The sequence below is a fragment of the Streptomyces sp. NPDC059832 genome, assembly GCF_042731715.1.
GTDB lineage: Bacteria > Actinomycetota > Actinomycetes > Streptomycetales > Streptomycetaceae > Streptomyces.
In genome coordinates, this window is record NZ_JBHWIY010000027.1 from 77,164 (window position 1) to 99,972 (window position 22,809).

27 protein-coding genes are annotated in these 22,809 nt (G+C 68.1%); 17 read left to right on the top strand and 10 right to left on the bottom strand.

Features of this window, described 5'->3' with window-relative positions; translation table 11 throughout:
- Positions 1-3: 3 nt before the first annotated feature.
- The 7 genes from ACFV8T_RS33950 to ACFV8T_RS33980 all read left to right on the top strand — a co-directional run bounded on the left by ACFV8T_RS33950 (position 4) and on the right by ACFV8T_RS33980 (position 5,817).
- The gene (locus ACFV8T_RS33950) at positions 4-891 is read left to right on the top strand and encodes a DUF5936 domain-containing protein (protein WP_385335177.1); all 888 of its coding nucleotides are present in this window, start codon (positions 4-6) and stop codon (positions 889-891) included.
- A 51-nt stretch (positions 892-942) separates the two neighbouring features.
- Positions 943-2,247: a sensor histidine kinase gene (locus ACFV8T_RS33955; protein ID WP_385335091.1), complete on the top strand. Its 1,305-nt coding sequence runs from the start codon at positions 943-945 to the stop codon at positions 2,245-2,247.
- An 80-nt stretch (positions 2,248-2,327) separates the two neighbouring features.
- Positions 2,328-3,428 (top strand): response regulator, encoded by a 1,101-nt coding sequence (locus ACFV8T_RS33960; RefSeq protein WP_385335093.1) that lies wholly within the window; start codon positions 2,328-2,330, stop codon positions 3,426-3,428.
- Positions 3,429-3,673: 245 nt separating this feature from the next.
- Positions 3,674-3,904 carry a hypothetical protein gene (locus ACFV8T_RS33965; protein WP_385335095.1) on the top strand — a complete coding sequence of 77 codons (231 nt, stop codon included), beginning with the start codon at positions 3,674-3,676 and terminating at the stop codon, positions 3,902-3,904.
- Complete coding sequence (locus ACFV8T_RS33970; protein ID WP_385335097.1) at positions 3,904-4,512, top strand: pilus assembly protein TadG-related protein; 609 nt, start codon at positions 3,904-3,906, stop codon at positions 4,510-4,512. Before ACFV8T_RS33965 ends, ACFV8T_RS33970 begins: the two co-directional genes overlap by 1 nt.
- Positions 4,513-4,543: 31 nt before the next feature.
- Entirely contained in the window at positions 4,544-5,158 is a 615-nt protein-coding gene (locus tag ACFV8T_RS33975) for a hypothetical protein (RefSeq protein WP_385335099.1), read from the top strand.
- Between the two features lie 8 nt (positions 5,159-5,166).
- A complete protein-coding gene (locus tag ACFV8T_RS33980; protein WP_385335101.1) occupies positions 5,167-5,817 on the top strand; it encodes an OmpA family protein in 651 nt (216 codons plus the stop codon).
- A gap of 63 nt (positions 5,818-5,880) precedes the next feature.
- Here ACFV8T_RS33980 and ACFV8T_RS33985 read toward each other — a convergent pair whose 3' ends face one another.
- Both ACFV8T_RS33985 and ACFV8T_RS33990 read right to left on the bottom strand, forming a co-directional pair.
- On the bottom strand, positions 5,881-6,072 hold the full coding sequence (locus ACFV8T_RS33985) for a hypothetical protein (protein ID WP_383075409.1): 192 nt from the start codon (positions 6,070-6,072) through the stop codon (positions 5,881-5,883).
- Positions 6,073-6,083: 11 nt separating this feature from the next.
- Positions 6,084-6,935: a helix-turn-helix domain-containing protein gene (locus ACFV8T_RS33990; RefSeq protein ID WP_385335103.1), complete on the bottom strand. Its 852-nt coding sequence runs from the start codon at positions 6,933-6,935 to the stop codon at positions 6,084-6,086.
- A 320-nt stretch (positions 6,936-7,255) separates the two neighbouring features.
- Between ACFV8T_RS33990 and ACFV8T_RS33995 the strand changes: the two genes are divergently transcribed.
- The 7 genes from ACFV8T_RS33995 to ACFV8T_RS34025 all read left to right on the top strand — a co-directional run bounded on the left by ACFV8T_RS33995 (position 7,256) and on the right by ACFV8T_RS34025 (position 11,390).
- Positions 7,256-7,804, top strand: a complete 549-nt coding sequence (locus ACFV8T_RS33995; protein ID WP_385335105.1) for an ATP-binding protein — start codon at positions 7,256-7,258, stop codon at positions 7,802-7,804.
- A 26-nt stretch (positions 7,805-7,830) separates the two neighbouring features.
- The gene (locus ACFV8T_RS34000) at positions 7,831-8,043 is read left to right on the top strand and encodes a hypothetical protein (protein WP_385335107.1); all 213 of its coding nucleotides are present in this window, start codon (positions 7,831-7,833) and stop codon (positions 8,041-8,043) included.
- 276 nt (positions 8,044-8,319) lie between these two features.
- Entirely contained in the window at positions 8,320-8,652 is a 333-nt protein-coding gene (locus tag ACFV8T_RS34005; protein WP_385335109.1) for a response regulator transcription factor, read from the top strand.
- Between the two features lie 120 nt (positions 8,653-8,772).
- Positions 8,773-9,216 (top strand): hypothetical protein, encoded by a 444-nt coding sequence (locus ACFV8T_RS34010; protein WP_385335111.1) that lies wholly within the window; start codon positions 8,773-8,775, stop codon positions 9,214-9,216.
- Positions 9,217-9,290: 74 nt separating this feature from the next.
- Positions 9,291-9,554, top strand: coding sequence for a hypothetical protein (locus ACFV8T_RS34015; RefSeq protein ID WP_385335113.1), 264 nt, complete (start codon positions 9,291-9,293; stop codon positions 9,552-9,554).
- Positions 9,547-10,497, top strand: coding sequence for an ABC transporter ATP-binding protein (locus ACFV8T_RS34020; protein WP_385335115.1), 951 nt, complete (start codon positions 9,547-9,549; stop codon positions 10,495-10,497). Before ACFV8T_RS34015 ends, ACFV8T_RS34020 begins: the two co-directional genes overlap by 8 nt.
- Complete coding sequence (locus tag ACFV8T_RS34025) at positions 10,494-11,390, top strand: hypothetical protein (protein ID WP_385335117.1); 897 nt, start codon at positions 10,494-10,496, stop codon at positions 11,388-11,390. The genes ACFV8T_RS34020 and ACFV8T_RS34025 overlap by 4 nt, the downstream gene beginning before the upstream one ends.
- Positions 11,391-11,509: 119 nt before the next feature.
- Here ACFV8T_RS34025 and ACFV8T_RS34030 read toward each other — a convergent pair whose 3' ends face one another.
- Positions 11,510-11,701, bottom strand: a complete 192-nt coding sequence (locus tag ACFV8T_RS34030; RefSeq protein WP_385335119.1) for a hypothetical protein — start codon at positions 11,699-11,701, stop codon at positions 11,510-11,512.
- A gap of 11 nt (positions 11,702-11,712) precedes the next feature.
- The gene (locus ACFV8T_RS34035) at positions 11,713-12,564 is read right to left on the bottom strand and encodes a DUF5753 domain-containing protein (RefSeq protein WP_385335121.1); all 852 of its coding nucleotides are present in this window, start codon (positions 12,562-12,564) and stop codon (positions 11,713-11,715) included.
- Between the two features lie 322 nt (positions 12,565-12,886).
- On the opposite strand from ACFV8T_RS34035, the gene ACFV8T_RS34040 reads away from it, so the two are divergent.
- The gene (locus ACFV8T_RS34040; RefSeq protein WP_385335123.1) at positions 12,887-13,435 is read left to right on the top strand and encodes an ATP-binding protein; all 549 of its coding nucleotides are present in this window, start codon (positions 12,887-12,889) and stop codon (positions 13,433-13,435) included.
- 161 nt (positions 13,436-13,596) lie between these two features.
- Here ACFV8T_RS34040 and ACFV8T_RS34045 read toward each other — a convergent pair whose 3' ends face one another.
- The 4 genes from ACFV8T_RS34045 to ACFV8T_RS34060 form a co-directional block, all read right to left on the bottom strand.
- Positions 13,597-13,932, bottom strand: a complete 336-nt coding sequence (locus tag ACFV8T_RS34045) for a hypothetical protein (protein ID WP_385335125.1) — start codon at positions 13,930-13,932, stop codon at positions 13,597-13,599.
- Between the two features lie 262 nt (positions 13,933-14,194).
- On the bottom strand, positions 14,195-15,454 hold the full coding sequence (locus ACFV8T_RS34050; RefSeq protein ID WP_385335127.1) for a serine hydrolase domain-containing protein: 1,260 nt from the start codon (positions 15,452-15,454) through the stop codon (positions 14,195-14,197).
- Positions 15,455-15,553: 99 nt separating this feature from the next.
- On the bottom strand, positions 15,554-18,322 hold the full coding sequence (locus tag ACFV8T_RS34055; protein WP_385335129.1) for an MFS transporter: 2,769 nt from the start codon (positions 18,320-18,322) through the stop codon (positions 15,554-15,556).
- A 193-nt stretch (positions 18,323-18,515) separates the two neighbouring features.
- Complete coding sequence (locus tag ACFV8T_RS34060) at positions 18,516-18,848, bottom strand: ArsR/SmtB family transcription factor (protein ID WP_385335131.1); 333 nt, start codon at positions 18,846-18,848, stop codon at positions 18,516-18,518.
- A gap of 124 nt (positions 18,849-18,972) precedes the next feature.
- Here ACFV8T_RS34060 and ACFV8T_RS34065 point away from each other — a divergent pair, with 124 nt between their 5' ends.
- Positions 18,973-20,175, top strand: a complete 1,203-nt coding sequence (locus ACFV8T_RS34065; RefSeq protein ID WP_385335133.1) for an MFS transporter — start codon at positions 18,973-18,975, stop codon at positions 20,173-20,175.
- A 125-nt stretch (positions 20,176-20,300) separates the two neighbouring features.
- Here ACFV8T_RS34065 and ACFV8T_RS34070 read toward each other — a convergent pair whose 3' ends face one another.
- Positions 20,301-21,017, bottom strand: a complete 717-nt coding sequence (locus ACFV8T_RS34070) for an HAD family hydrolase (protein WP_385335135.1) — start codon at positions 21,015-21,017, stop codon at positions 20,301-20,303.
- A gap of 293 nt (positions 21,018-21,310) precedes the next feature.
- Between ACFV8T_RS34070 and ACFV8T_RS34075 the strand changes: the two genes are divergently transcribed.
- Positions 21,311-22,180: an LLM class F420-dependent oxidoreductase gene (locus ACFV8T_RS34075; protein ID WP_385335137.1), complete on the top strand. Its 870-nt coding sequence runs from the start codon at positions 21,311-21,313 to the stop codon at positions 22,178-22,180.
- A 69-nt stretch (positions 22,181-22,249) separates the two neighbouring features.
- Here ACFV8T_RS34075 and ACFV8T_RS34080 read toward each other — a convergent pair whose 3' ends face one another.
- Positions 22,250-22,753, bottom strand: coding sequence for a DinB family protein (locus ACFV8T_RS34080; protein ID WP_385335139.1), 504 nt, complete (start codon positions 22,751-22,753; stop codon positions 22,250-22,252).
- Positions 22,754-22,809: the final 56 nt, after the last annotated feature.

Genomic DNA, 22,809 nt, shown 5'->3' on the forward strand with positions numbered 1-22,809 from the left:
CACATGGACCTGCTGCTCGCGGGCGGCATGGCTCTGGCCGTGTACGGCGCCATCGCCGGCATCCGCATGTACCGGGCCGACGCGAAGCTCCCCGGTGACCTGGCCATCGCTCTGGAGGTCGGCGCGACCCGCACCAGCGCGGTCGGCTCCGGCATCGACCGGCTGGGCATGCGCTGGGCCCCCGCGGTCCTGCGGATGATGGGCCCGAAGGCCGTCAACAAGAAGCGCCGCCAGATCGACATGGCGGGTAACCCGGGCGGTCTGACCCTCGACCGCTACGCCGCACGTCGCGCCGTCTACGGCGCCCTCGGCGGGCTCGGTGCGTTCACGATGATCCTACGTGAGCAGCTCTTTCTCTCCCTGGTGCTGATCGCCTTCGGTATCTTCTGGGTGGAGGTCGGCCTCTGGTCGGCGGTCCGCGTCCGCCGCGACCACATCGACCGGACGCTCCCGGACTTCCTCGACGTGCTCGCCGTCGTCGTGTCGGCGGGCCTCGGCTTCCGCCAGGCCCTGGGGCGCGTCGCCGAGAAGTACGAGGGCCCCTGGGCCGACGAACTCCGCATCACCCTGCGCCAGATGGACATGGGCGTCAGCCGCCGCGAGGCGTTCGAGCAGCTGCGCAAGCGCAATGACTCGGAGCAGGTGGCGATGTTCGTGACCACGCTCCAGCAGGGCGAGGAGCTCGGTGCGCCGATCGTCGAGACGCTGATCCAGATTGCCAACGACATGCGGCGCACGGACGCCCAGAATGCCCGTCGGAAGGCGGCCAGGGCCGTTCCCAAAGCGACCTTCGCCGTCACCACGTTCCTTCTTCCCGGAACCTTGGTGCTGCTGACCGTCGGCTTCGTCTACGGGGCCAACGTCGACATCAGCTTCCTCACGGGCGGATGACGTGAACGACGCGGACGGCGGGCAGGACGGTCAGAGGGAGGTGACAGGCTCATGTCTTTCCAACTCGGCAGCATCCAGACCGGACTGAACACGGAGGTGCGCCGGGCCATCACCGATCCCGGATCACGCCCGGCGTTCGCGATCCAGCTCAATGCCCTCCAGGCAATGTGCCGACAGGTCTTCGGCTTCCGGCTCGCGATGATTGCCATAGCCACACCGTTCGCGATCGGCCACACCGCGTCGGGTCCGGCCACCTGGCTGATCGGCTCGGCCATCCTCGTCACGTTCATGGGCTCGTACGTCCTGTTCCGTGACTGGGATCGCTTCGGCCCCGTACTCCTGCGCCACCCCTGGCTGCTTGGCATAGACGCCTTCTTCGGCGCCCTGCTGCTGATCACCGCCAGTCCCGAGTCCACCCTCGCCTATGTCACCGTCTGCACCCCCCTGCTGGCCGGACTTGTCTACGGCTGGCGCGGGGCGGCGGTCTTCGCCGCACTCCAGATCGTCATCGTCCTCGGGGTGTACGGAACCAACCCGAAACTGCAGCCCGCCGACGCCACGGCGCTCTTGCTCCCCGGTTTCTGCGTGATCGCCGGTGCCGTCGGCGTCACCCTGCGCAATCTGCTCCTCCGCTTCGGGACGGCGAGCCAGGCCCTCACCGAGACCAGGGCCCGGCTCGCCGTCAACGAGGCCATCGAGGGCGAACGCACCCGACTCGCCCGGGAGATGCACGATTCGGTGGCCAAGACCCTGCACGGTCTGGCCCTGGCCGCCGACGGTCTGGCCCGCTCCTCCGACCGCGTGGACCCGCTTGTCGTCAAGCACCAGGCCGAACTGGTCGCCCGCGCTGCCCGCCGGGCCGCCGCCGAGTCGCGCGAGCTCCTCTCCGACCTGCGCCGCGAGTCCGGACTCGACGGAGGCGTGGACGTAGTACGCGAACTTCGCGCCCGAGCCGCAGACTTCACCCTGCGTCAGGGCCTCACGGCCACCTTCCGACTCCTCGACGAGGCACCGATCCCGCACGTCCCGCAGGCGGTCGCGCGTCAGCTGCTCACCATCGCCTCCGAAGCGATGGAGAACGCCCACCGCCACGCACAACCCACCTACCTCGTCGTACTCGCAGGCGTGAAGGGCGATGTCCTGCGCATCAGCGTGTACGACGACGGACGAGGTCTGCCCGCAGGAATCACCTTGGACGACCTTCGCCACGCCGGCCACTTCGGCCTGGTGGGCATGGTTGAACGCGCCGCATCCATCGGCGCCCGCATCCGTATCGGGAAGGGGCAGGCGGCCAAGGGCACCGAAGTACGCCTGGAACTTCCGATCGCCGCTCTCGATGCCCCCGCAATTGGATAGCAACTCAGCTGAACAGCAGTCGAACCGAACAGTTCCTACTCCACCCTCACCCCCCATGACACCCTGAGAGGAGGTCGCAGATGCCGGACGACATCTCCCGCGTGTCGGGCCAGAACCGGGCAGCGCAGAACCACGCCTTCCCGCACACGTCCTCGCACGTCACTCCGCTTGACCCGGAGCGCAGCTCGTATGCGCTCACCACCCCTGTCCCCCAGCAGTCCGCGGCATCCGAGTCCATGCCTCCCTTCCCCGCGCCGCCCATAACCGTGCCCGGAGCTCTGCGGGTCGTCGTCGCCGACGACAACCCGGTGGTCCGGGCCGGCCTGGGCGTCCTGCTCTCCGGCCGCGACGACATCGAGGTCGTCGCGGAGGCCGCGGACGGCCGCCAGGCCTACGACATGGCCGTACTGCACCGCCCGGACGTCGTCCTGCTCGATGTGCGTATGCCCGGCGTCGACGGCATCTCCGCACTGCCCCACCTCGTACGGGTCGCACCGGTCATGATGTTGACGTACAGCCGCGAGAGCGAGATCGTCCACGAGGCCCTGCGCCTCGGCGCCGGCGGTTATCTGGTCCACGGCGAATTCACGGCAGACCAGCTGGTGCGGGCCGTACGCGACACGAAGGACGGCCGCGCCCACTTCACCGCCACCGCGGCCAACGCCTTGCTGGCCCACATGCGTCAGGGCCCAGGCCCGCAGGGACGACCGCTTCCCGAGGGGCTCGGGACGGCTCTGACCACGGGCGTTCCGTCCCAGGGGTCCGGCTACGACGGCCACGCCCCGAGTTCCGTTCAGCAACACGGTGCGCCTGCACACGCGCCCAAGCCCGAACCGTCTCCACCTGCGCCGCGCCCTGTCCAGTCATCTCAGGGTCTTTCGCATCTGCAACCAGTTGTGGCACAGTCTTCCATGACCGGGGGGCCAGGTGATGGTCTCAACAGGCGGCAGTTCGGGCTGAGTTCGCGGGAGGTGGAGGTCATGGAGCTGATCGCGTCCGGTATGAGTAATCAGCAGATCGCCGCCACCTGCTTCATCAGCGAGAAGACGGTCAAGAACCACATCAACCGCATCTTCACCAAGTTGCACAGTGCGAGCCGCAGCGAGGCCATCGCCCGCTGGCTAGGCACGGCTCCCACGGCGGGACCGGGGACGCGGGGAGCCGGTGGTCATCGTGGTTGAGCGGGAGAACGATTCGTCGGTGACGGGTGCGGGGCGTGGGGCCCCGCACGCACCGGCATCAGAGGCCCAACTGATGCTTTGGGCCCGGGAATGGGCCCTGGGACCCTCCGGCGAGCGTGGCGCGTCGCCGTATGTTTCTCATGTCGCCAGCGGCACCGGCCAGGAGGAAGCCGGTACCGCAGGCGGCACCCAGGAAACGTGCGAGTCGGCCGGCTACCGGTCGGCCGAACCCGGAGGGGAACACCATGTCGGACATCACCCTGAAGACCGCCGTTCGCATCAACGGCTGGGCCAACACCGCCGTGAGCCGGATGCAGAAGCGCTACGAGAACATGGACCGCGGCCAGACGGCGTTCGAGTACCTGGGCATCATCCTGGTGGTCGTGGCGATCATCGGTGCGATCGTGGCGACCGGTATCGGCTCCGCGATCAGCGACAAGATCAAGGGCTTGGTGGGCACCATCGCGACCAAGTAATGAGGCGTCGCACTCGTACCGATGCAGGGCAGGCCTTCCCCATCTACGTAGCGATGGTGGCGGGCCTGCTCTTCCTCGCGTTCGCATTCTTTGCCGTCGGCAAGGCCTCGGCCTTGCGCAATGGAGCCCAGGGGGCCGCGGACGCTGCGGCCCTGGCTGCCGCGCAGTCGACCCGCGAGCAGTTCGGGGCGCCGTTCTACGCTTCGCTGCCCGGGAAGATGCTGGACCCTTTTCTTAATGCCCACCCGATTCTCGGCTGCCCTGCGGCTTATGGGCTCGCCTCGGCGAATCGGGCAACCGTCACGGGCTGTTATCCGACGCTCGGTGGTCAACGGGACCGGATCAGGGTTGAGGTCAAGGGGCATGATTCGGTGGACTCGCCGGTCGTTCGCGATACGGAGAACGTGGTCGGTGAGGCCAAGGCCACCGCTGTCATCGAATTTCGCTGCCCCGACTGGGAGTCCGTGGACTTCAATGACGACGGCGTCCAGGACATGTACTTCTTCACCTGCAGGGGCGGCGAGATGCTCGAAATCGAGCCCGCCAAGCCAAAGCCCTGGGCAAAGGTGAGCAAGATTCTCTACGACGTGCACCTGGTCGACAACTGACGGCGAACGACGAGTAAAGGAATCAGAATCCATGAGCATTCGGTGCTCCACCAAGTCCCGAAGGGCAGTGGCTGCCGTCTCCCTGGCAGCGGCCCTGGCTCTGGCCGTCGCGGGCTGCGGCACTGACGGTGGTGGCGAGAAGACGAACGATGTCGGTTCGTCGCCGTCCTCCGAGCCGTCCAAGCCTTCGGACGGTGACAAGGCGGCCAAGAAGGAGGACACCGCTGCTGGGGACAACGTGGACCCGAATGTGAAGCTCGCCGAGATCAGGGGAAGCGGACTGACTCTCGTGATCAATCAGGTGAAGCGTGACTCCGGAGGATTCGTCACGGTTCAGGGCGAGATCAAGAACGTGAGCGACCGGACGCAGAACTCCGGTTCATGGGCCGGTCCAGAGACCGCGGTTGCCGGGAAGAACCCGAACTCCGTGGCCGGTGCGACGCTGGTGGACAAGGCAGGAAAGAAGCGGTATTACGTTCTCCGGGACACGGAGAGCCGTTGTCTCTGCACCACCAACATCCTCCCGGTGTCGCCGGGGGAGTCGACCCCGATCTTCATGCAGTTCCCGGCACCTCCGAGCACGACGACGGAGGTCGACTTCAACCTGCCGACGTTCGCAACGACCTCCTTGAAGATCTCAGGGTGACGGCCGACATGACCCAGACCCGAACCCGACTGAAGCCCATCGGCGCTGCCGGACTCACCGTCGCGGCAGCCGTGGTCGTCGCGAGCACCACGCTGTTCGGGGCGACCCCGGCGCTCGCCGACGACGGCCCGAGCGTGCCCCCCGGCACCGAGGCCACGTCGGTGCCCCCGGTCGAGCTCGACCCCAAGGACCCCGACCTGAAGATGCCCGAGGGCGGCACACTCGCCCCCGCCAAGGTTCTCGACATCGTCCAGGTGGTCGAGGACATGGGCGGCGAGGAGCGTCGTGAGGACAGCAACGCGAGCATCAAGTTCGCACTCCAGGCCGAGGTCCTCTTCGGCAAGGACAGCGCCAAGCTGAGCTCCGCGGCCAACTCCCGTATCGCGGCCATCGCCGCCGAGATCAAGAAGCAGAACGCCACCAAGGTGCGCGTCTTCGGCTTCACCGACAACCTCGGTTCGTCGGCCCACGGCGACGTGCTGTCCAAGCAGCGTGCCAACGCCGTGCAGGCGGTACTGGTCAAGGACCTCGGATCGACCGTCACCTTCGAGATCCGCGGCTACGGCGAGCAGTACCCGATCGCCGACAACAGCTCGGAAGAAGGCCGCAAGAAGAACCGCCGCGTGGAGGTTTCCTTCCCGCGCGGCACGTCTTCCTGAGGAACCGCGCCACACCAGGGGCCCGGCACCGCGAGCGCATCGCGGTGCCGGGCCCTTTGCGCTTTACAGCAGGTGGTCGGCCTTGCCAGCCTTGATGTCGCGGATCATCTGCTGGAGCGCTTCGCGGCTGTCGGTGAGGAAGCGTTCCTCCGAGCCGCTGACGGCGATGTAGCTGTTGCCCTGTTCGTCGGTTCCTATCCGGTAGCAGTTCGCTGCCTCTCCGCAGTACGGGGTCTCCCAAGTGATCTCAGGCATGGCGAGCTTCCCTAAAGTTCGTTGGCGATGGCGAGGATGAAGTTGCGGGACTGGCTTGGATTCAGGGCCACTTCACGCATGGCGCCGAGCTGGGCTCGGTACTTGCGCAACTGTTGGTCGGAGTCGTAGAACTCTGGGCCGTGGGTGCTGTCGAGCTCTACGGTGTCGAGTTCCGGCACCGGGCCCTCGGCGTAGATCACCGACTGCCCTGCGCCGGGGAATCCTCCGGCGCTGAAGGGAATGGCGTGCACGGTCACGTCGTGGCGCTCAGACATCTCCAGGATGTGGTGGAGCTGCGCCTTCGCCACTTTCGGCCCGCCGAACTGGGTGCGCAGTGCCGCTTCGTACATGATCAGCTCGATCGACGGAGGATGAGTCCTGTCCAGGACTTGGCGGCGCTCCAGGCGCAAGGCCATGCGTACTTCGATGTCGTCCGGGGCGAGCGGCGGAATGACGTGTTCGAAGACGGCGCGGGCGTGTTCCTCGGTATGGAAGAGGCCCGGCATGTGAACCGTCAGGGCGATCCTCAGGCGGCGGGCGTGCCACTCCATCTCAGCCACATCGAGGAAGCCTGCGGGGAGTGAATTTCGGTACGCGGCCCACCAGGGCGAGCGGTGTCGAGACGTCATGGCGGCCAGAGCGTCGATCAACGCCTCGTTACGGCAACCGTAGGTCGCGGCCATGGCGCGGACACGCGCGGCGCTGATTCCGGAGCGGCCGGATTCCATGTTCGGGATGTTCGTGCGTGGCACGGCGAGAGCGCGAGCCGCAGCCTCCGTAGTCATGTCGGCGGCTGTGCGCATCTTCCGGAGCTCTGCCCCCAGGCGGCGCTGACGTTCGGTCGGTGCGTTTCTCGGCGGCATCCTTGTCTCCCCTGCTGCCCGGAATTGCTCACAGTCTGCCTCTCCGGTCGGTTGAAGGTCCACCGGCCGACGATGCACCCGAAACGTAGTACACGTACTCCTGAATGCCCTACAGTTAGTCACGCACCGCTCACTCAGTGTCGACGAGTCGGAAGTGCATCACGCGGTCCTGCCCGCAACCTCCTGCCCTGGGAGGGGTGGTCCCGCGTCAGGGAGACAGGCCACTGCTCGTCCACAACACAACAACGTGAGCCACCCGTGCGCGCCCACGCGAAACGAGAGACACCGCCAACTCACCACCCGGATCAGGGGAGTCAGCCATGCACTCATCTCCGATCGCCGCACTCTGTCCGGCCGCCGCCGAGACACGTATGCCGGTCCCGTTCACGCACCCGTATCCGCACCCCACCCCGCAATCGAGTCCGCAGTCGTACCCCCGGCCCTACCTGCGCCCGAAAGGCCACTCGGGGCGTGGGCTCGGGCTGAGTTTCACGTTGCCGGGTGACGTCCGCAGCGCGTTCATCGGGCGGACCGCGGTGGCCGCCGCGCTGGAGGCGCACGGGCTCGCCCCGTACGTCTGGCCGGCCACGCATGCCGTGGACGAGCTGGTCGCGGTCACCGTCAGAATGAGCCCGGGAAAGGAGCTCTACGTATCCCTGCGTCAACGGGACGACGCGGTCCGTCTCCTCGTCTGGGACCAGCACCCGCAGCACACCGCACCCGACCTGGCCACGCTCTGCGAGACGCGGCGCCGGCGGGCGCTCTGGCTGCTTGCTGCCGTTGTGGACGACTGGGGCGGGGAGTGGGGCGTCAGCGAGGCGAGCGCGCCGCAGCGAGGTATCAAGTCCTGGGCGATGCTGCCGCGCTGACGGCCACGGGGTGGTCGGGGGAGCGGATGGGAGGCCGTCCACCGATCCGGCGGCAGGGGCTCACCGGTATTGCCGTCGCCGACCGCGTGTGGCTGCGGGGCTTCTGTGTGACTGGCTCCGCCGTCGGAGCCGGGTTGTTCCTCTCGGTGGCGGTGGCGGTGGCGGTGGTGGTCGGCGGGGCACGCGCGTTGTGCGCCTGCCGACTCGCCCGCAGTGGCTGCTTCGGGGGCACCGGGTGAAGGCGGGCAGCCTCTGGCTGGCAGGTCGCGGCTTCCGCCTCAGGCGGAACGCCGCCGATCTATTTGCTGCAAAGCAGTGAAGGAGTCTCAGGGTGGGTGAAATTTGGCCAATATTTTAGACACCCTCCCTTTGTTTGCTGACTAGTGGGCGCCGGAGGCGCGGCAGGCGTCGGATATGTCCCCTGTGGTTTGACATTCTCCTTTCCCGGTGCGAACAGATGGATTAGGGTGGGCGGGGCGCCGCTCGTGGCGCTCCATGGGGGAGGTGTATCTGCTTTGACCACGCAGGATGCCCTGGAAACGGGTATAGATCCGCACATCACTGCAAGAGCAAGCGTTGGTTCCGTGCCCGGTGATCCGGCGGGAGCATCGCTGTTGACTGGCCGTGAGCGCCAGGTTCTCGTGTTGATAGGAGGAGCTGCCGGGAATCGAGCGATTGCCCGGCGCCTCGGTATTGCGGAGCGTACTGTAAAAGCCCATTTGAGCAGCGTCATGGGGAAACTCGGCGTGTCTTCGCGGCTGGAAGCGGCATTGTTCGCCTATGCCCATCACGAGCTGATCTGCCCTGCAGGGCAATGCCCTTTGGGTCACCTCCCCAAGGTCCAATAGTGGGAAATGCAGAGAGCGTTGGAGACTCCATCTCGCCGGCCGGAAATTCCGGCCAGGGCATGGTGCTTCGCGTGCTGCTCTCTGAATCACCGTGCCTCCTGGCGAGCAGGAGGAGTACTGATGCACAACAAGATGCGCACGGCCGCTGCCGCACTCACTGTGGTATTCGCGCTCGGTGCTGCGGCCCCGGCTGCATCGGCGGCGGACGCCAATCGTTCCAGGGGCGTGTCTTCCGCTCCAGCTGTACGGGCAGTGCAAGTTGGCGTCGCACTGCCCGCCGGCGCGTCGAGTGTCGGCTCGTCGGTCGATGCCGGTTCGACATCCCCTGGTACGCAGAGCGATGTCGGAGCGAAGCGCATCGGCGGCGCAGCCAAGAAGCTGGTCAACAAGATAGTCAAGAGCAAGTACGGAAAGGCTGCGATCAAGGCCGCGAAGAAGGGGCGCAAGGCCTTCAAGAAGTGGGTTGACAGTCTGTCCAATTGGAACCCGCTGAAGTGGGCCATCAAGGCTGCGCCTGCTTACGTGATAGACGAGGTTATCTCGTACTTGATCAGCAACTTCTAGTAAAGCCGTAGGTGGATCGTGTCCCCCTTCCGGGAGGGAGGGGGGCACGATCTCATTGATCCAGGAGGATTTCGTTGTCGGAACGTCAGGAAGCGATCGAGCGCAACCTGTGGGCTACACCGGCACTTTTTGTGTTTGTGGCATGGGTGCTGTTCAAGGTGGATACCAGTCCATTGATGCAGAAAGTCGCCTGGATTGTTTATCTGGCTGGCTGGATTCCGGTTCTAGGGATGCTTGGCCGGGTCATCGCGCAGCGCAGAAATCCTGGGATCGGTGCGGTCTTCGGCTGCGGAATTCTCTTGATCATGGGTGTTGTGTTCTGGGCAAACCATGGCTGATGCCTTGGCCTTGGCGAAAATGGTTTCTGCTGCGCGGACAGACCGGGAACCGCTTGTGCAGGCAACGGATCTACGGCGCACCTACGGCGACAAAGCGGTTGTGGACGGTGTGTCGCTGTCATTGGCCGCCGGTACGGTCTCCGGTTTTCTCGGTGCGAACGGAGCCGGTAAGACGACGGTCATCCGCGTCATGCTGGGCCTCACCCGAGGTGAGGGTCGGACCACCTACCTCGGGCGGCCACTCGCTGAGTGGCGTTCACCCGCAATGGTGGTGGGGGCGGTGCTGGGTGGTGTCGCGGGACATCCCAAGCGCCGGGTCGGAGCGCATCTGCGGATGGTCGCGGCAGGTGTGGGTGCGCCGGACAGCCGGGTGGACGAGTTGTTGGACAAGGTTGGACTCACGGCCACGGCCGGAGCGCGGCTCAGCGGGCTGTCGCTTGGGATGGCGCAGCGGTTGGGGATTGCGCAGGCGCTGCTCGGAGATCCGCCGGTGCTGATCCTGGACGAACCGGCCAATGGGCTGGACCCGCACTCCATCCGATGGCTGCGCGACATGTTGCGCGAGCTCGCGCAGGAGGGGCGCGCCGTTCTTGTTTCAAGCCATCTGCTCACCGAGATGGAGCACATGGCGGACCGCGTCGTGGTGCTGTCTCGCGGCAAAGTAGTGACCGAAGCCTCGATCGCGGACATCAGGGAACGTCTTGGCTCAATCGTGAACGTGCAGAGCCCGCGCTCCGACGAGTTGGCGCGAGTGGTGCGGGGAAAGGGCGCAACGGTGGAACCTGCAGGGCCGGGCCAGATCCGGATCGCTGGGCTGAACCGCTTTCAGGTCGGTGATCTCGCTGCCGATCACGGCATCGCGGTGCATTGGCTCGACGAGCAGGCGCAGTCGTTGGAGGAGTTCTATCTGTCGGTGGCGGAACAGGAGTTCAAGGCCGGATGAGTGCGCGGACCCAGGCGAACAAGATGAGTCGGGCCTCACGTTATCCGGGTGACCTGGCGGCGAAGGTTCCGACGCCGATCGGTACGGCGTTCATCCGGGCCGTGCACTTCGAGTCCCGCCACCTGACCTCTTTGCGATCGACATGGGCTCTGATCTCCGTGCTCGGACTACTGAGCTGTGCCAATGGCCTCGGTGTCGGATTCGACGGAGGCGACTCCGTGCCAGCCGTCGACGCAGTGACCGACGCCCTTCAGTTCTCGCCCGTGGCCATGCAACTGCCACTGATCGCTCTTCTGATCTTCGTGTTCGGTGCGGGGACGATCACCGTGGAGTTCTCCCGTGGGGCGGCCCGGACCACCTGGCTCGTAGCCGGAACACGCGGCGTGGCATTCGCCGCAAAGCTCTTCTTCGGGGCGGCGGTCGGGGCTGGACTGGCGCTTGCCTGCACCGTGCTGGGCATGGCGGTGGGTGCGCTGACGCTCAGCCTTCGGGGGATCGAACAGCCGGGCTGGGGGAGCATGACCCCTCCGCTGCTGCGCTACCTCGTCGTCATGGGCTGCTGGCCAGTGATCGCCGTATCTGCAGCCGCCCTGATACGCAGCCGGGTCGGAACGGCACTCGTGTTGGTGCTGTGGCCGCTTCTGGGCGAGCGGCTCGCTGGCCTTGTTCTCGGCATGGTGCCGGGGCTTGGCGGTGTTTCGGACTGGCTTCCGTTCGGTGCTGCCCGGGCGGCGATGCTCAGCGCGGAGCCTGCGGGGGAGGACGCCGGATTCATACGGTCGCTGGTCGGGACGGACCTGTCGCCGGGGCCCGGTTTGTTGGTCTTCTGCGTGTTCTCCGTAGTCCTGGCATGCGCCGGATATTACGTCTACGGCCGCCGCGACGCCCCCTGAGTAAGCGACAGTTTCTCGCGGGAGCTGATGTCGAGTCCCCATGTGCCCGGGGCGGTTCACCCGCGCCCACGCAGGGGCCCGGCACCGCGAGCGCATCGCGGTGCCGGGCCCTTTGCGCTTTACAGCAGGTGGTCGGCCTTGCCGGCCTTGATGTCGCGGATCATCTGCTGGAGCGCTTCGCGGCTGTCGACGAGGTAACGATCCTCCTCGCCCCGTACGGCGATGAACCCGTTGCCATCTATGTCCGTGCCGAGCCTGAAGCAGTTGTTTCCCTCGCCGCAGTACGGCTCTTCCCAGTCGATCTCAGGCATGCTGAACTTCCTTAAAGTTGGCGGGAGACGGCGCGAATGAAGTCCCGGGATTCGGCGGAAGGCAGCGAGGCATCCTCCATCCAGTCCAGGTGTGCGCGGTATTTGGTCAGCTGCGCATCCGCGTGCATGAACTCGGGGCCATGAGCTGAATCGAGCTGCACGGTGTCGAGCCGGGGAACGACGCCGTGGGCATAGAGGAGTGCGTGCCCGGCTCCGGGAAATGCGCCTCGGTCCACCGGGATCACCCGCACATCGACGTGCTCGCGTTCCGACATCTCGCACAGATGCAACAGCTGCTCGCGTGTGACGTCCCGGCCGCCGAACTGCATGCGCAGGGCGGCCTCGTGGACGTAGCCCACGTAGTCGATGGGAGCATCGCGGTCGAGCACCTGCTGCCGTTCCATGCGGTGTGCGACCCGCAGTTCGATCTCCAGGCGGGACAGCTCGGGCAGAACGGCACCGAACACCGCGCGTGCGTATCCGTCGGTGTGGAGCAGGCCGGGAAGATGGACGGTCTGCGCAGTACGGATGCGCGTCGCGTGCCACTCAAGCTCGGCGATGTCCAGGAGGCCAGACGGGAGTGTGCCCCTGTACTGCTCCCACCAGCCACGTTGGCGCTGCTCCGCCATCTCGACGAGTGCGTCGACGTAAAGGGTGTCGGCACAGGCGAAGTTGCAGGCCAGGGTGCGAACGCGTGCGGGTGCGATCGGACGGACCCCGCCCTCCATGTTGGAGATCTTCGTCCGGTCGATGCCCAGCAGACCGGCCGCGTATGCGGTAGTTGCCTCGGCTGCGACGCGCATCTTGCGCAGTTCGGCGCCGAGTCGCTTCTGGCGCTCTGTCGGAGTGGAACTGCTCGGCATGGGCCCTCTTTTCCACGGACTGTGGGCACAGTCTGCCGTTGTACGGGGTGTCCAGTCCAACAGATGGGAGGCAATTGCCTCCAGTTCGGCGACACGAGTGCCAATGCTGCGCTACGTTGGGTCACGCACCGCTCACTCAGTGTCGACGAGCCGGAAGTGCATCACGCGGTCCTGCCCGCAACCTCCTGCCCTGGGAGGGGTGGTCCCGCGTCAGGGAGACAGGCCACTGCTCGTCCACAACACAACAACGTGAGCCACCCGTGCGCGCCCACGCGAAACGAGAGACACCGCCAACTCACCACCCGCATCAGGGGAGTCAGCCATGCACTCATCTCCGATCGCCGCACTCTGTCCGGCCGCCGCCGAGACACGTATGCCGGTCCCGTTCACGCACCCGTATCCGCACCCCACCCCGCAATCGAAGCCGCAGTCGTACCCCCGGCCCTACCTGCGCTCGAAGCGTCACTCCGGGCGTGGGCTCGGGCTGAGCTTCACGTTGCCCGGTGACGTTCGTAGCGCGTTCATCGGCCGGACCGTGGTCGCCGCCGCGCTGGAGGCGTACGGGCTCGCCCCGTACGTCTGGCCGGCCACGCATGCCGTGGACGAGCTGGTCGCGGTCACCGTCAGAATGAGCCCGGGAAAGGAGCTCTACGTATCCCTGCGTCAACGGGATGACGCAGTCCGTCTCCTCGTCTGGGACCAGCACCCGCAGCACACCGCACCCGACCTGGCCACGCTCTGCGAGACGCGGCGTCGGCGGGCGCTCTGGCTGCTTGCTGCCGTTGTGGACGACTGGGGCGGGGAGTGGGGCGTCAGCGAGGCGAGCGCGCCGCAGCGAGGTATCAAGTCGTGGGTGAAGTTGCCTCGTTGATGCTCGCCGTGGCGGCCTCCGCGCTCAGCGGTCGGGGCACTGTCGTTGTGACGCGACCGGCCGCGCGACGCGGGCGATTCCGCCCCACGCCGGGCCCCCTTGCATTCGCCCTGGTGGGCACCCTGCTGGTGCTTCTGCAGACCGTTGGAGCACGTCGGCGGTCAGTGCCAGGGGGCAGCCGATCCGTTGAGTGCGAGCTGGAACCCGCCGGTCGCCGCCAGCAGCGCCACAGCAGCAGCGGCAGTCGACCACTTCGGACTCCTCCGCCAGGCCACCGCCCACAGACACATCAGGGCGAGTGGAACCCAGCCGCCCAGGTAGATCCACCACGCCACATCCTTGCCGAAAGACCAGTCGCCATTGTCCGCCTTGATACACACCAGGACCGATACGACGGCGAAGGGAATGGGAGAGCCCCACATGGCCTCATAGAGCGTTTCGGTGGTACTCCTCTTCTCCGGTGTTGCGCGCTCGGGGCATGGCTGGGTCTGTTCCATCGCGGTGTGCCTGACCTTCCCGTGGTCTGCCGTGGCCCGTGCGTCGCCTTTTGTGCGGAGGGGATGCGCCCGCCACGACAGACGTTAGGTGTGGCATCAAGGTTGTTACCAGACACAGGAGTTGAACGGGTAGTGCGAAGTGCCCGCTTTGGCCGGCGGTGTCGACCATCCGGATCGTCTCGGATCGTGGCGGAGGAACGACCGGGGCCCCACCCCCTCAGAGGCGGGGAGCGGGGCCCGTCGGTCGCGCGGCCCGGTGTGCTCAGTCCTCGGAGCGGGGGAGGGCGGGGAAGGAATCGGGGAGGGAGTCGGAGGGAGGGGCGGGGAGCCGTTTCGTCGAGAGCGGTGTCTTGCCCTTGGTGACCGGGGTCTTGCCGCAGAACTCCGCCTCGATCACGTCGGCGTAGAGCGATCTGTCCAGCCAGTCACCGTTGACGTTGAACGTCAGCTGGTGCTTCCCGTCCTGCGTGCCGACCATCGCGGACAGGGAGCCGTTCGTACGGCCGCTCTTGCCCACCACCTTCACGCCGCAGGACAGCTCCGCGAACTCGACCCCGAGCCCGTACCCGGTCCCGTTGCTCGCCGATACCTCGGCGAGCATTTCCTTCATCTGTGCCTGTGGCAGCAACTCACCACGCATAAGGGCGCGTTGGAAGCGGTTGAGGTCGCCGGTGGTGGAGATGATGTCGCCGGAGGCGCCCAGCCACGTCATGTTCTGCTCGGTGGCGTCGTGGATCTCGGCGTCGGGGGCGTCCTGGTGGAAGCGGGAGTAGCCGACGGGGTGCGGGTCCGGCAGTTGTGGCGCCGTGCCGGGGAACGACGTCCCGCGCAGCTTCAGCGGCCGGATGATGCGGCGGGTGGCCTCCTGCGCGTACGTATGGCCCGCCGCCTTCTCGATGACCATTCCGGCTATCACGAAGTTGGTGTTCGAGTACGACGGCGCCTTCTCCGGATCGGGCCGCGGCGGGTACTTCAGTGCGACGGCCACCAGTTCCTCGGGCGTGTGGGTGTCGTACCGGTGCTCCGGGAAGCCGGGTCCGGCGGCGTCGTGCACGAACTCGGGGTCCGAGGTGTGGTTGGCGATGCCGCTGGTGTGGTTGAGCAGCTGGCGCAGGGTGATCCTGCTTCCGTCGTACCCGTTGCCCCGCACCAGGCCGGGGAGCCATGTCTCGACCGAGTCGTCCAGGCTCAGCTTCCCCTCCGCCTCCAGCTGGAGCAGGACGGTCGCGATGAACGTCTTGGTGATGCTGGCCCCGCGGAAGTGGTCGCCGGGCGAACGCTCGCGGCCGGTGGCGGTGTCGGCGTGACCGGCCGCTCCGTACCAACTGCTCCTGCCGTCCAGTGTCTTGGCGGCGACTCCGGGTTGTCCGCCCTTCTCGACCACGTCCCGCAGTGCGGCCCGGGTCGCCTCGTGGCTCTGTGGTGGCCGTACGGCGTGTGCGGGCGGGGTGAATGCGGACGCTCCCACGGCCGCGGTCACCGCCAGCGCGAGTAAGGAGATACGTGTAGCCCGTTGCCTCATGCGTCTTGCCTCCAGGTCGCCGAGGGGGCAGGTGCTGCCCCCTCGGTGCCAGTGACGCTCGGCGCGGGCCCCGGGGTTGATCGTCGGGGCCCGCCGGGGTCACTGCTTGGGAGCCCTGGCCGTGACCAGCAGGCCGGCGAGCAGGCTCGCGAACAGTGTGAGGCCGACCGTCCACCAGAGGGTGACGGAGTACCCGGCCACGACCGCCTTGTTGAGCTGCTCCAGAGTGCCGGAGAACGATTCCGGCAGGTTGTGCCTGCTGAGCGGGAAACCGGCCTTGGCCGCATTGACCAGCGGAGCGGGAATCCCCGACGTGCCGGAGAGCCGTGCGGAGATCGCCGAGGCGAGGACGGTGCCGAACAGGGGCCAGGCGGCCCAGCCGCCCAGATTCTGGGCTGCGAGGACCATCGCCGAGGTCCCGCCGGAGTCCTGCGGGGCGATTCCGTCGGTCGCGGTGGTGAAGAGCGGTGTGAAGGCCAGGCCGGCACCGAAGCCGATGAGCAGCGTGCCCGGCAGTATCTGGGCGGTGTACGCGCTGTCGGCATCGATCCCGGTCAGGATCGCCAGGCCGACCGCCGTCAGCAGCAGGCCCGGCACGATCAGATTGCGGGGCGCCAGCCGGTGGCACAGACGCCCGGAGACCTGGGTGGAGGCGATGACGGCCGCGGCGGCCATGGGCAGCAGGGCCATACTGCTCCGGGCCAGGGGGTAGCCGAGGACGCCCTGGAGGTACCTGGTCAGGATCAGGAACGTGACGAGCAGGCCCAGGCCGAGGAAGGCCAGAGTGAGGAGGGAGCCCACCCGGTTGCGGTCCCTGAGGACATGCGCCGGGACGAGCGGGCTGGGCGAACTGTTCTGCCGCCACGCGAAGGCCACCAGCAGGAGGGCGCCGCCCACGAGGAGGATCAGGGTCAGAGGGGTGGTCCAGCCCGCCGTACCGGCCGTGCCGCCGTCGTAGACCACCTCGGCCCTGTCGAAGCCGAAGGCGAGCGCGGTGAGCCCGCCGGTGCCGAACAGCAGACCCGGTACGTCGGGGCGGGCAGGGGTGCGGACCGGGTGCGGGTCGTGCACCAGGGGGGCCGCGCAGATCGCGAGGAGCAGAGCGAGCGCGGCTGCGGCGTACATGCACAGGCGCCAGCTCAGGCTGTCGACCATCCATGCGCTCGCGAACATGCCGAACGCCAGGCCACCGCCGGCGACCGCGGCGTAGATCCCGAAGGCCCTGCCGCGCTCCTTCGGATCGCTGAAGCCGGCGGACACCAGGGCCAGCGCGGACGACGAGAGCAGGGCGGCGGACATGCCCTGCAAGGCGCTGGAGAGGATGAGCAGGCCGGAAGAGGGGGCCAGGCCCGCGATCACGAAGGCCGCCGCGAGACCGGCCGAGCCGATGATGAACACCCGTTTGCGGCCCGCGAGATCGCAGAGGTGCCCGCCGAGCAGCAGCAGCACGCCGAAGGCCAGCATGTAGGCGGTGGAGAACAGGCGCATGTCGTCGGAGGAGGAGACGCCCAGGTCGGTGTAGATGGCCGGCAGAGCGGTGTTCGTGATCGACGTACCGGTCAGCACCAGCAGTTGCGCCAGCGCGGCCATCCCCAGCCCCCACCACCGCATGGGGTGCGGAGCCTGGACGCCGGCCGGGAACGACGGCACCGGTGGACCGGCGGGCGGTGCGAACCCCGCGGACGGGTGGCGGTCCGCCGTTGTCTTCGGGGTGTACGCGGGCTGCGGCGGGAGCGGCCGGGGCCGGTCGGCAGGCTGCGGCTGGGCCGGGATGCGCGGATCCGGCTGCGTGGTCCTGGTCTCCGGGGCGAAGTCGAGCAACTGGGCCGCGTGACGCCCGAGTTGGGCGAGCACCGAACCGGGCAGCCACTCGCCGTCCGGGTCGGCGGCCGTGCGCGCGGCCACGTCGGCGGGCGTGGGGCGCTGCGCCGGGTCCTTGTGCAGACATGCGCGTACGAGGTCGACGAGCGACTCCGGTACGCCGGTCAGGTCCGCTTCCTCCTCCGCGATCCGGAAGAGGTGCGCGTTCAGCCCGGTCTCCGTGGCGCCGAAGAGAAGGCGGCCGGTGGCGGCGTAGACGAGGACCGCGCCCAGGCAGAACACATCGCTGGCCGGGGTGAGTTCGAGACCGCGCACCTGCTCGGGCGACATGAAGCCGGGGGAGCCGATCAGCATCCCGGTGCGGGTGTGCAGGCTGTCGCCGGCGAGGCTGTCCATGGCCCGCGCGATCCCGAAGTCGATGACGCGCGGACCGTCCACCGTCACCAGCACGTTGGACGGCTTCAGGTCGCGGTGGATCAGGCCCGCGCCGTGCACCGATTGCAGGGCCGCGGCCAGGCGGTTGGCGAGGGTGCGCACCGAGTGCTCGGGGAGCGGTCCGAAGTCCTTGGAGACCACGGTGGTGAGATCGGGCCCGGGGATGTACTGGGTCGCCACCCAGGGCACCTCTGCCTCGGTGTCGGCGTCGAGCACGGCCGCCGTCCACGTCCCGCCCACCCGCCGGGCGGCCGCCACCTCGCGAGCGAACCGCTTGCGGAATTCGGGGTGCTGGGCGTGTTCGGCCTGCACCACCTTCACGGCCACGGTCCGTCCGGCTTCCGAACGGCCGAGGTACACCAGGCCCATGCCACCCGCACCCAGACGGGCTATCAGGCGGTACGGGCCGATGTGTATGGGATCTTCGGTGATCAACTGGTCCACGGAAATAAGGTAGTTGAGGTATCCAACGCGTGGTGGCGAGTCGCGGTGAACGATCGGTGTGTGCCTGGAGACGCCTTCATCGCGGCGCAGGATGCGCAGGCCCTCGTGGCTGATGTCGTCGACCACCCCTTCGGCGACCAGGAAGTCCGCCGACTCGGTCGGGCTCAAGGCCGAGAACGGCAGGTCGTGCTCGGCCGGCCTGCGTTGCGTAGCTGAGCCGATCGCTCTGCTCGGCACCGAATGGTCACTTCTGTCGCCGCGTCCGCCCGCTTTTCGGCCTGGTTGACACCGGCTTCGAAGATCGGCACTGCCGAGTACACCCTCCGGCGCTTCCTGCGGGCCGGGGCGGATGCCTGGCGCGTCAGCCTCCTGTGGCGGGGCGCGGGTGGCGAGCCCCGTTCAGTACGGAGTCGAGCAGGCCGGGGAACAGTGCGTCCAGGTCGTCGCGACGCAGCCGCACCAGCCGGGAGCGGCCCTTGACGGTGGTCCAGGTGACGCCCGCCTCGCGCAGCACCCGGTAGTGGTGGGACAGCGTCGTCTGATGGACGTCCAGGTCGCCGCCGATGGCGTTGCAGCTCTCCTCGCCGGTGGCGGCGAGCCGTTGGACGATCTCCAGCCGCACCGGATCGGCCAGCGCGCGCAGCACCTCCACCATCCGGATCGCCTCGGTCGCCGGCTGGGATACCTCACGCATCGTTTCTCTCCGTCCGTGACGTGGCCATAGCCTATCCACTCATTGATACATGGACAAGCATCCATGTATTGCTTACAGTGCCGACCACCTACCCCCGCAATGCTCCGGAAGGGCGGCACGATCCATGCTCGAACGACTCCTCCCCTTGGCCGCGGCGACGTTCGCCGTCGGCACCGACAGCTATGTCATCGCGGGCCTGCTCCCCTCCATCGCCGCCGACCTGGAGGTCTCCACCCCGGCGGCCGGTCAGCTGGTGACGGTCTTCGCCCTGACGATGGCGTTGTCCGCACCGGTCATGGGGGCCTTCACCAGCGCCCTGGACCGGCGTTCGGCACTGCTGATCGCCTTGACCGTGTTCGTGGTCGGCAACGTCGTCACCGCGTTAGGAACCAGCTACGGCGTGGTGATGGCCGCCCGCGTCGTCACCGCCGTGGGAGCGGGAATCATCAACTCCGCCGCCTCCAGCACCGCGGCGGCCATCGCACCGCCGGAACGCCGTGGCCGGGCCCTGGCCTTCGTCCTGGGCGGCCTGACGTCGGCGACCGCGCTGGGACTGCCTCTCGGCACTCTGATCGGCCGCACCGACTGGCACATCACCCTGTGGGCGGTCGCCGGGATCGGCCTGCTGGCGGCCGTCGGTATCGCCGTCGGCCTCCCCGGGGTGAGGCTCCCCGCCGCCTCGCTGCCCGACCGTCTGCGCCCCCTCAAGCAGGGCCGCGTACCGGCGCTGCTGGCGGTGACCTCACTCGCCTTCCTCGGCACCTACACCCTCTACACCTACATCAGCCCGGCCCTGCGGGACGCCACCGGCGGCAACGAATCGCTCCTGACCCTGATCCTGCTGGCCTGGGGCGTCGGCATCCTGGCCGGGAACATCACCGCCGGGCGCCTGGTCGACCGCCACGACTCCGCGCGCGTCCTCACCGGCGCCCTCACCCTCGCAACTCTCGCCCTGGTGCTGACCCCGTTGGCGACCCGAGCCCTCGCCTCCACCCTGGTCTGGGCCGTGGTCTGGGGTGTGGCCGTCGGCGTCATCGTCGTCCCCCAGCAGCACCGGCTCATCTCCCTCAGCCCCGCCGCCGCGCCGGTCCTGCTCGGCCTCAACTCCTCCGCGCTCTACATCGGGATCGCCCTCGGCGGCGGACTCGGCGGACTGGCACAGGAGTGGCTCGGGCTCGCCCCGGCCGAACTGGGGCCGGTGGCCGCCGGCGTCACTGCCCTGACCCTCCTCCGGCACCTGGGAACCACGCGCCGCCCCGCCGCGCCCGCCACCGCCCCCGCACCACCGGAACCGGCCTCGGCCAACCCGGAGAAATCCGAGGTGTGATCCGCCGTCCCGCATCACCGCGTGCACGGCCCGCGACACCGCCGCCCCGCCCTCGGAGGCTGTCGGGTGAGTCGAACGCACCAGACCGCGTCCGCTTTTCCGGTCCGAGGTCACCCGACAGCCTCTCAGCCCTCCTGCGGTCCAGCTTCCACGTAGCGGCGCAGGTCCGCCGCGTCGATCTCGTCGAGGCTGTCGGCGAAGATCCGTCGCGGCGAGGGCGGTACGGGAAGCAGGGAGGGCACCACGAGGAGTGCGCAGCCCGCCGCCTCGGCCGAGGCGGCGCCGTCCGGTGAGTCCTCGACGGCGACACACGCCGCCGGGGGCACCCCGAAACGCTCCGCCGCGGCCCGGTAGGGGTCCGGGTGGGGCTTGGTGCGTACGGTGTCGTCGGCCGAGAGGGTGAATGCGAACGGCACATGCGCCAGCGCTCCCCGGGCCACCGAGTCGACCACCGTTCTCGGGGAGGCGCTCACCAGGGCGAAGGGCACGCCCTGGTCCTCCAGCTGCGACAACAGCCGCTGGGCGCCGGGGCGCAGCGGCGCGCCCTCGTCGACCCGGCGGAAGAACTCGTCCCCGAGCTCCGCCGCCACGCGTTCCGTGTCGTTCCGGCCCGTGACCCGTACCAGGTGCGCCGCGGTGTCCCGGACGGCCCGGCCGACGACCTCGGGAGCGTCGGCATCGGTGAGGCGATGGCCGATTCGGGCCGCCACCTCCTGTGCCACCTGCCACCACAGCCCCTCGGTGTCCACCAGGGTGCCGTCCATGTCGAACAGGACGGCGGCCAGGGCGGGCCGTGGGTCGGGATCGGGACCGAGGCCGAGGCCGGTGGAAGGTGCGGGCACGGGAGACTCCTGGAGCGCGAGAGAAGCGGGAGAGAGGCGGGAGAGAGGCGGGGGAGAGGCGGGGGAGAGGTGGGGGAGAAGCAATGGTTGGTCCCCACTTCGCCCGCATCGATCGACACGGGGATGAATGGGGCGTGATCGCGCGGGGAGCTCTGTGCGAAGAGACGGTCCGCCCACCCGGCCGCGGAACGCATCGTTCCGGTACCTCGTCCGACATGCCGACGACCGGCACCTCGCGTAGCGTGACATCCGACTACGCAAGGTGGTCGAGCGCGTCGGGCGGGAGGCGGGACATGAAGCTCGGTCTGCACTACTGGAACTACTCGACACCGGCCGACCCCGCGCTCATCGCGCCCACGCTCGCGGAGTCGGTGCGGATCGCCGAGCAGGCGGAGATCGCGTCCTTCACCGTGATGGACCACTACTTCCAGATGGAGACCGGGCAGAGCGTCGCCGACGAACCGATGCTGGAGGGGTACACCACGCTCGGCTACGTGGCCGCGGTGAGCCAGCGGATGACGCTCGGCCTGATGGTCACGGGTGTGATGTACAGGCACCCCGGACTCCTGGCGAAGATCGTCACCAGCCTCGATGTGCTCTCGGGCGGCAGGGCCAGGCTGGGCATCGGCGCCTCCTGGTACGAGCGGGAGCAGTACGGGCTCGGAGTGCCGGTGGTCCCGGTCGCCGAGCGGTTCGAACGGCTGGAGGAGGCGATCCGGATCTGCCTCCAGATGTGGAGCGACGACAACGGACCGTTCCGGGGCAGGCACTACCAACTGGCCGAGACGTTGTGCGTGCCCGAGCCGATCGGCGGGCACCCGCCGATCATGATCGGCGGCGGGGGCGAGCAGAAGACCCTGCTCCTGGTCGCCCGCTACGGGGACGCCTGCAACCTCTTCGCCACCGACCAGGAGGAAGTGGCCCACAAGCTCGACGTGCTGCGCGCGCACTGTGACGCGGAGGACCGTGACTACGACGCCATCACCAAGACCGTGATGTACAACGGCCCGGTGCTGGACAAGCCGGCCGCGTTCCTCGCCGACGCCGAGGCGTACGCGGGCCTGGGCATCAGTGAGATCCAGCTGCTGCCCGACCGGCACCCGGTCAGCTTCACCCACCAGGTCGCCGAGCGCATCGCACCCGCCGTCGCCGCGATCGGATAGCCGACGGGTGCGCTGCGCGCCGCACGGTCCCACGCGCCTGCGTGTCTGCAGGCCTACGCGCCTACACGTCTACACGCCGGTGGTGCCGTCGACGATCTCCCGGATCAGGTCGAGGTGGCCGTTGTGCCGGGCGGTCTCCTCGATCAGATGGAGGACGATCCAGCGCAGGTCGGGATGGTTACCGTTGCCGCGCGGGCGCTCGGCCGAGGTGTCCAGGTCGTGGGAGGCGACCAACTCGCGGTAGCGGTCGGTCCGTTCCTCGTACAGCGACAGCACATCGGCGAGCGGCATGTCCACCGCGATGCGCATCTCGCGGTCGGGGTCCTCGTCCGTCCACGGCCCTTCGTCCTCGCCGCCGAGGAACACCACCTCGAACCAGTAGTACTCGACCCAGCTGAGGTGGTTGATCAGCCCGGCGATCGTCATCAGGGGGGAGCCGGGCAGCGGGGCCCGGCGGGCATCGTCCGGCGAGATGCCCTCGCACTTCGCGCGTGCGGTGTCGCGGACGTAGTCGAGGAAGGTGGCCAGCTGGGTGCGCTCGTCCCATGCGGGAGGCGAATCGGTGCGTGTCATCGGCGTACACGATCCGCGTCGGACCGCCCCCTGTCCATCGCTTTGTCCAATGGGGC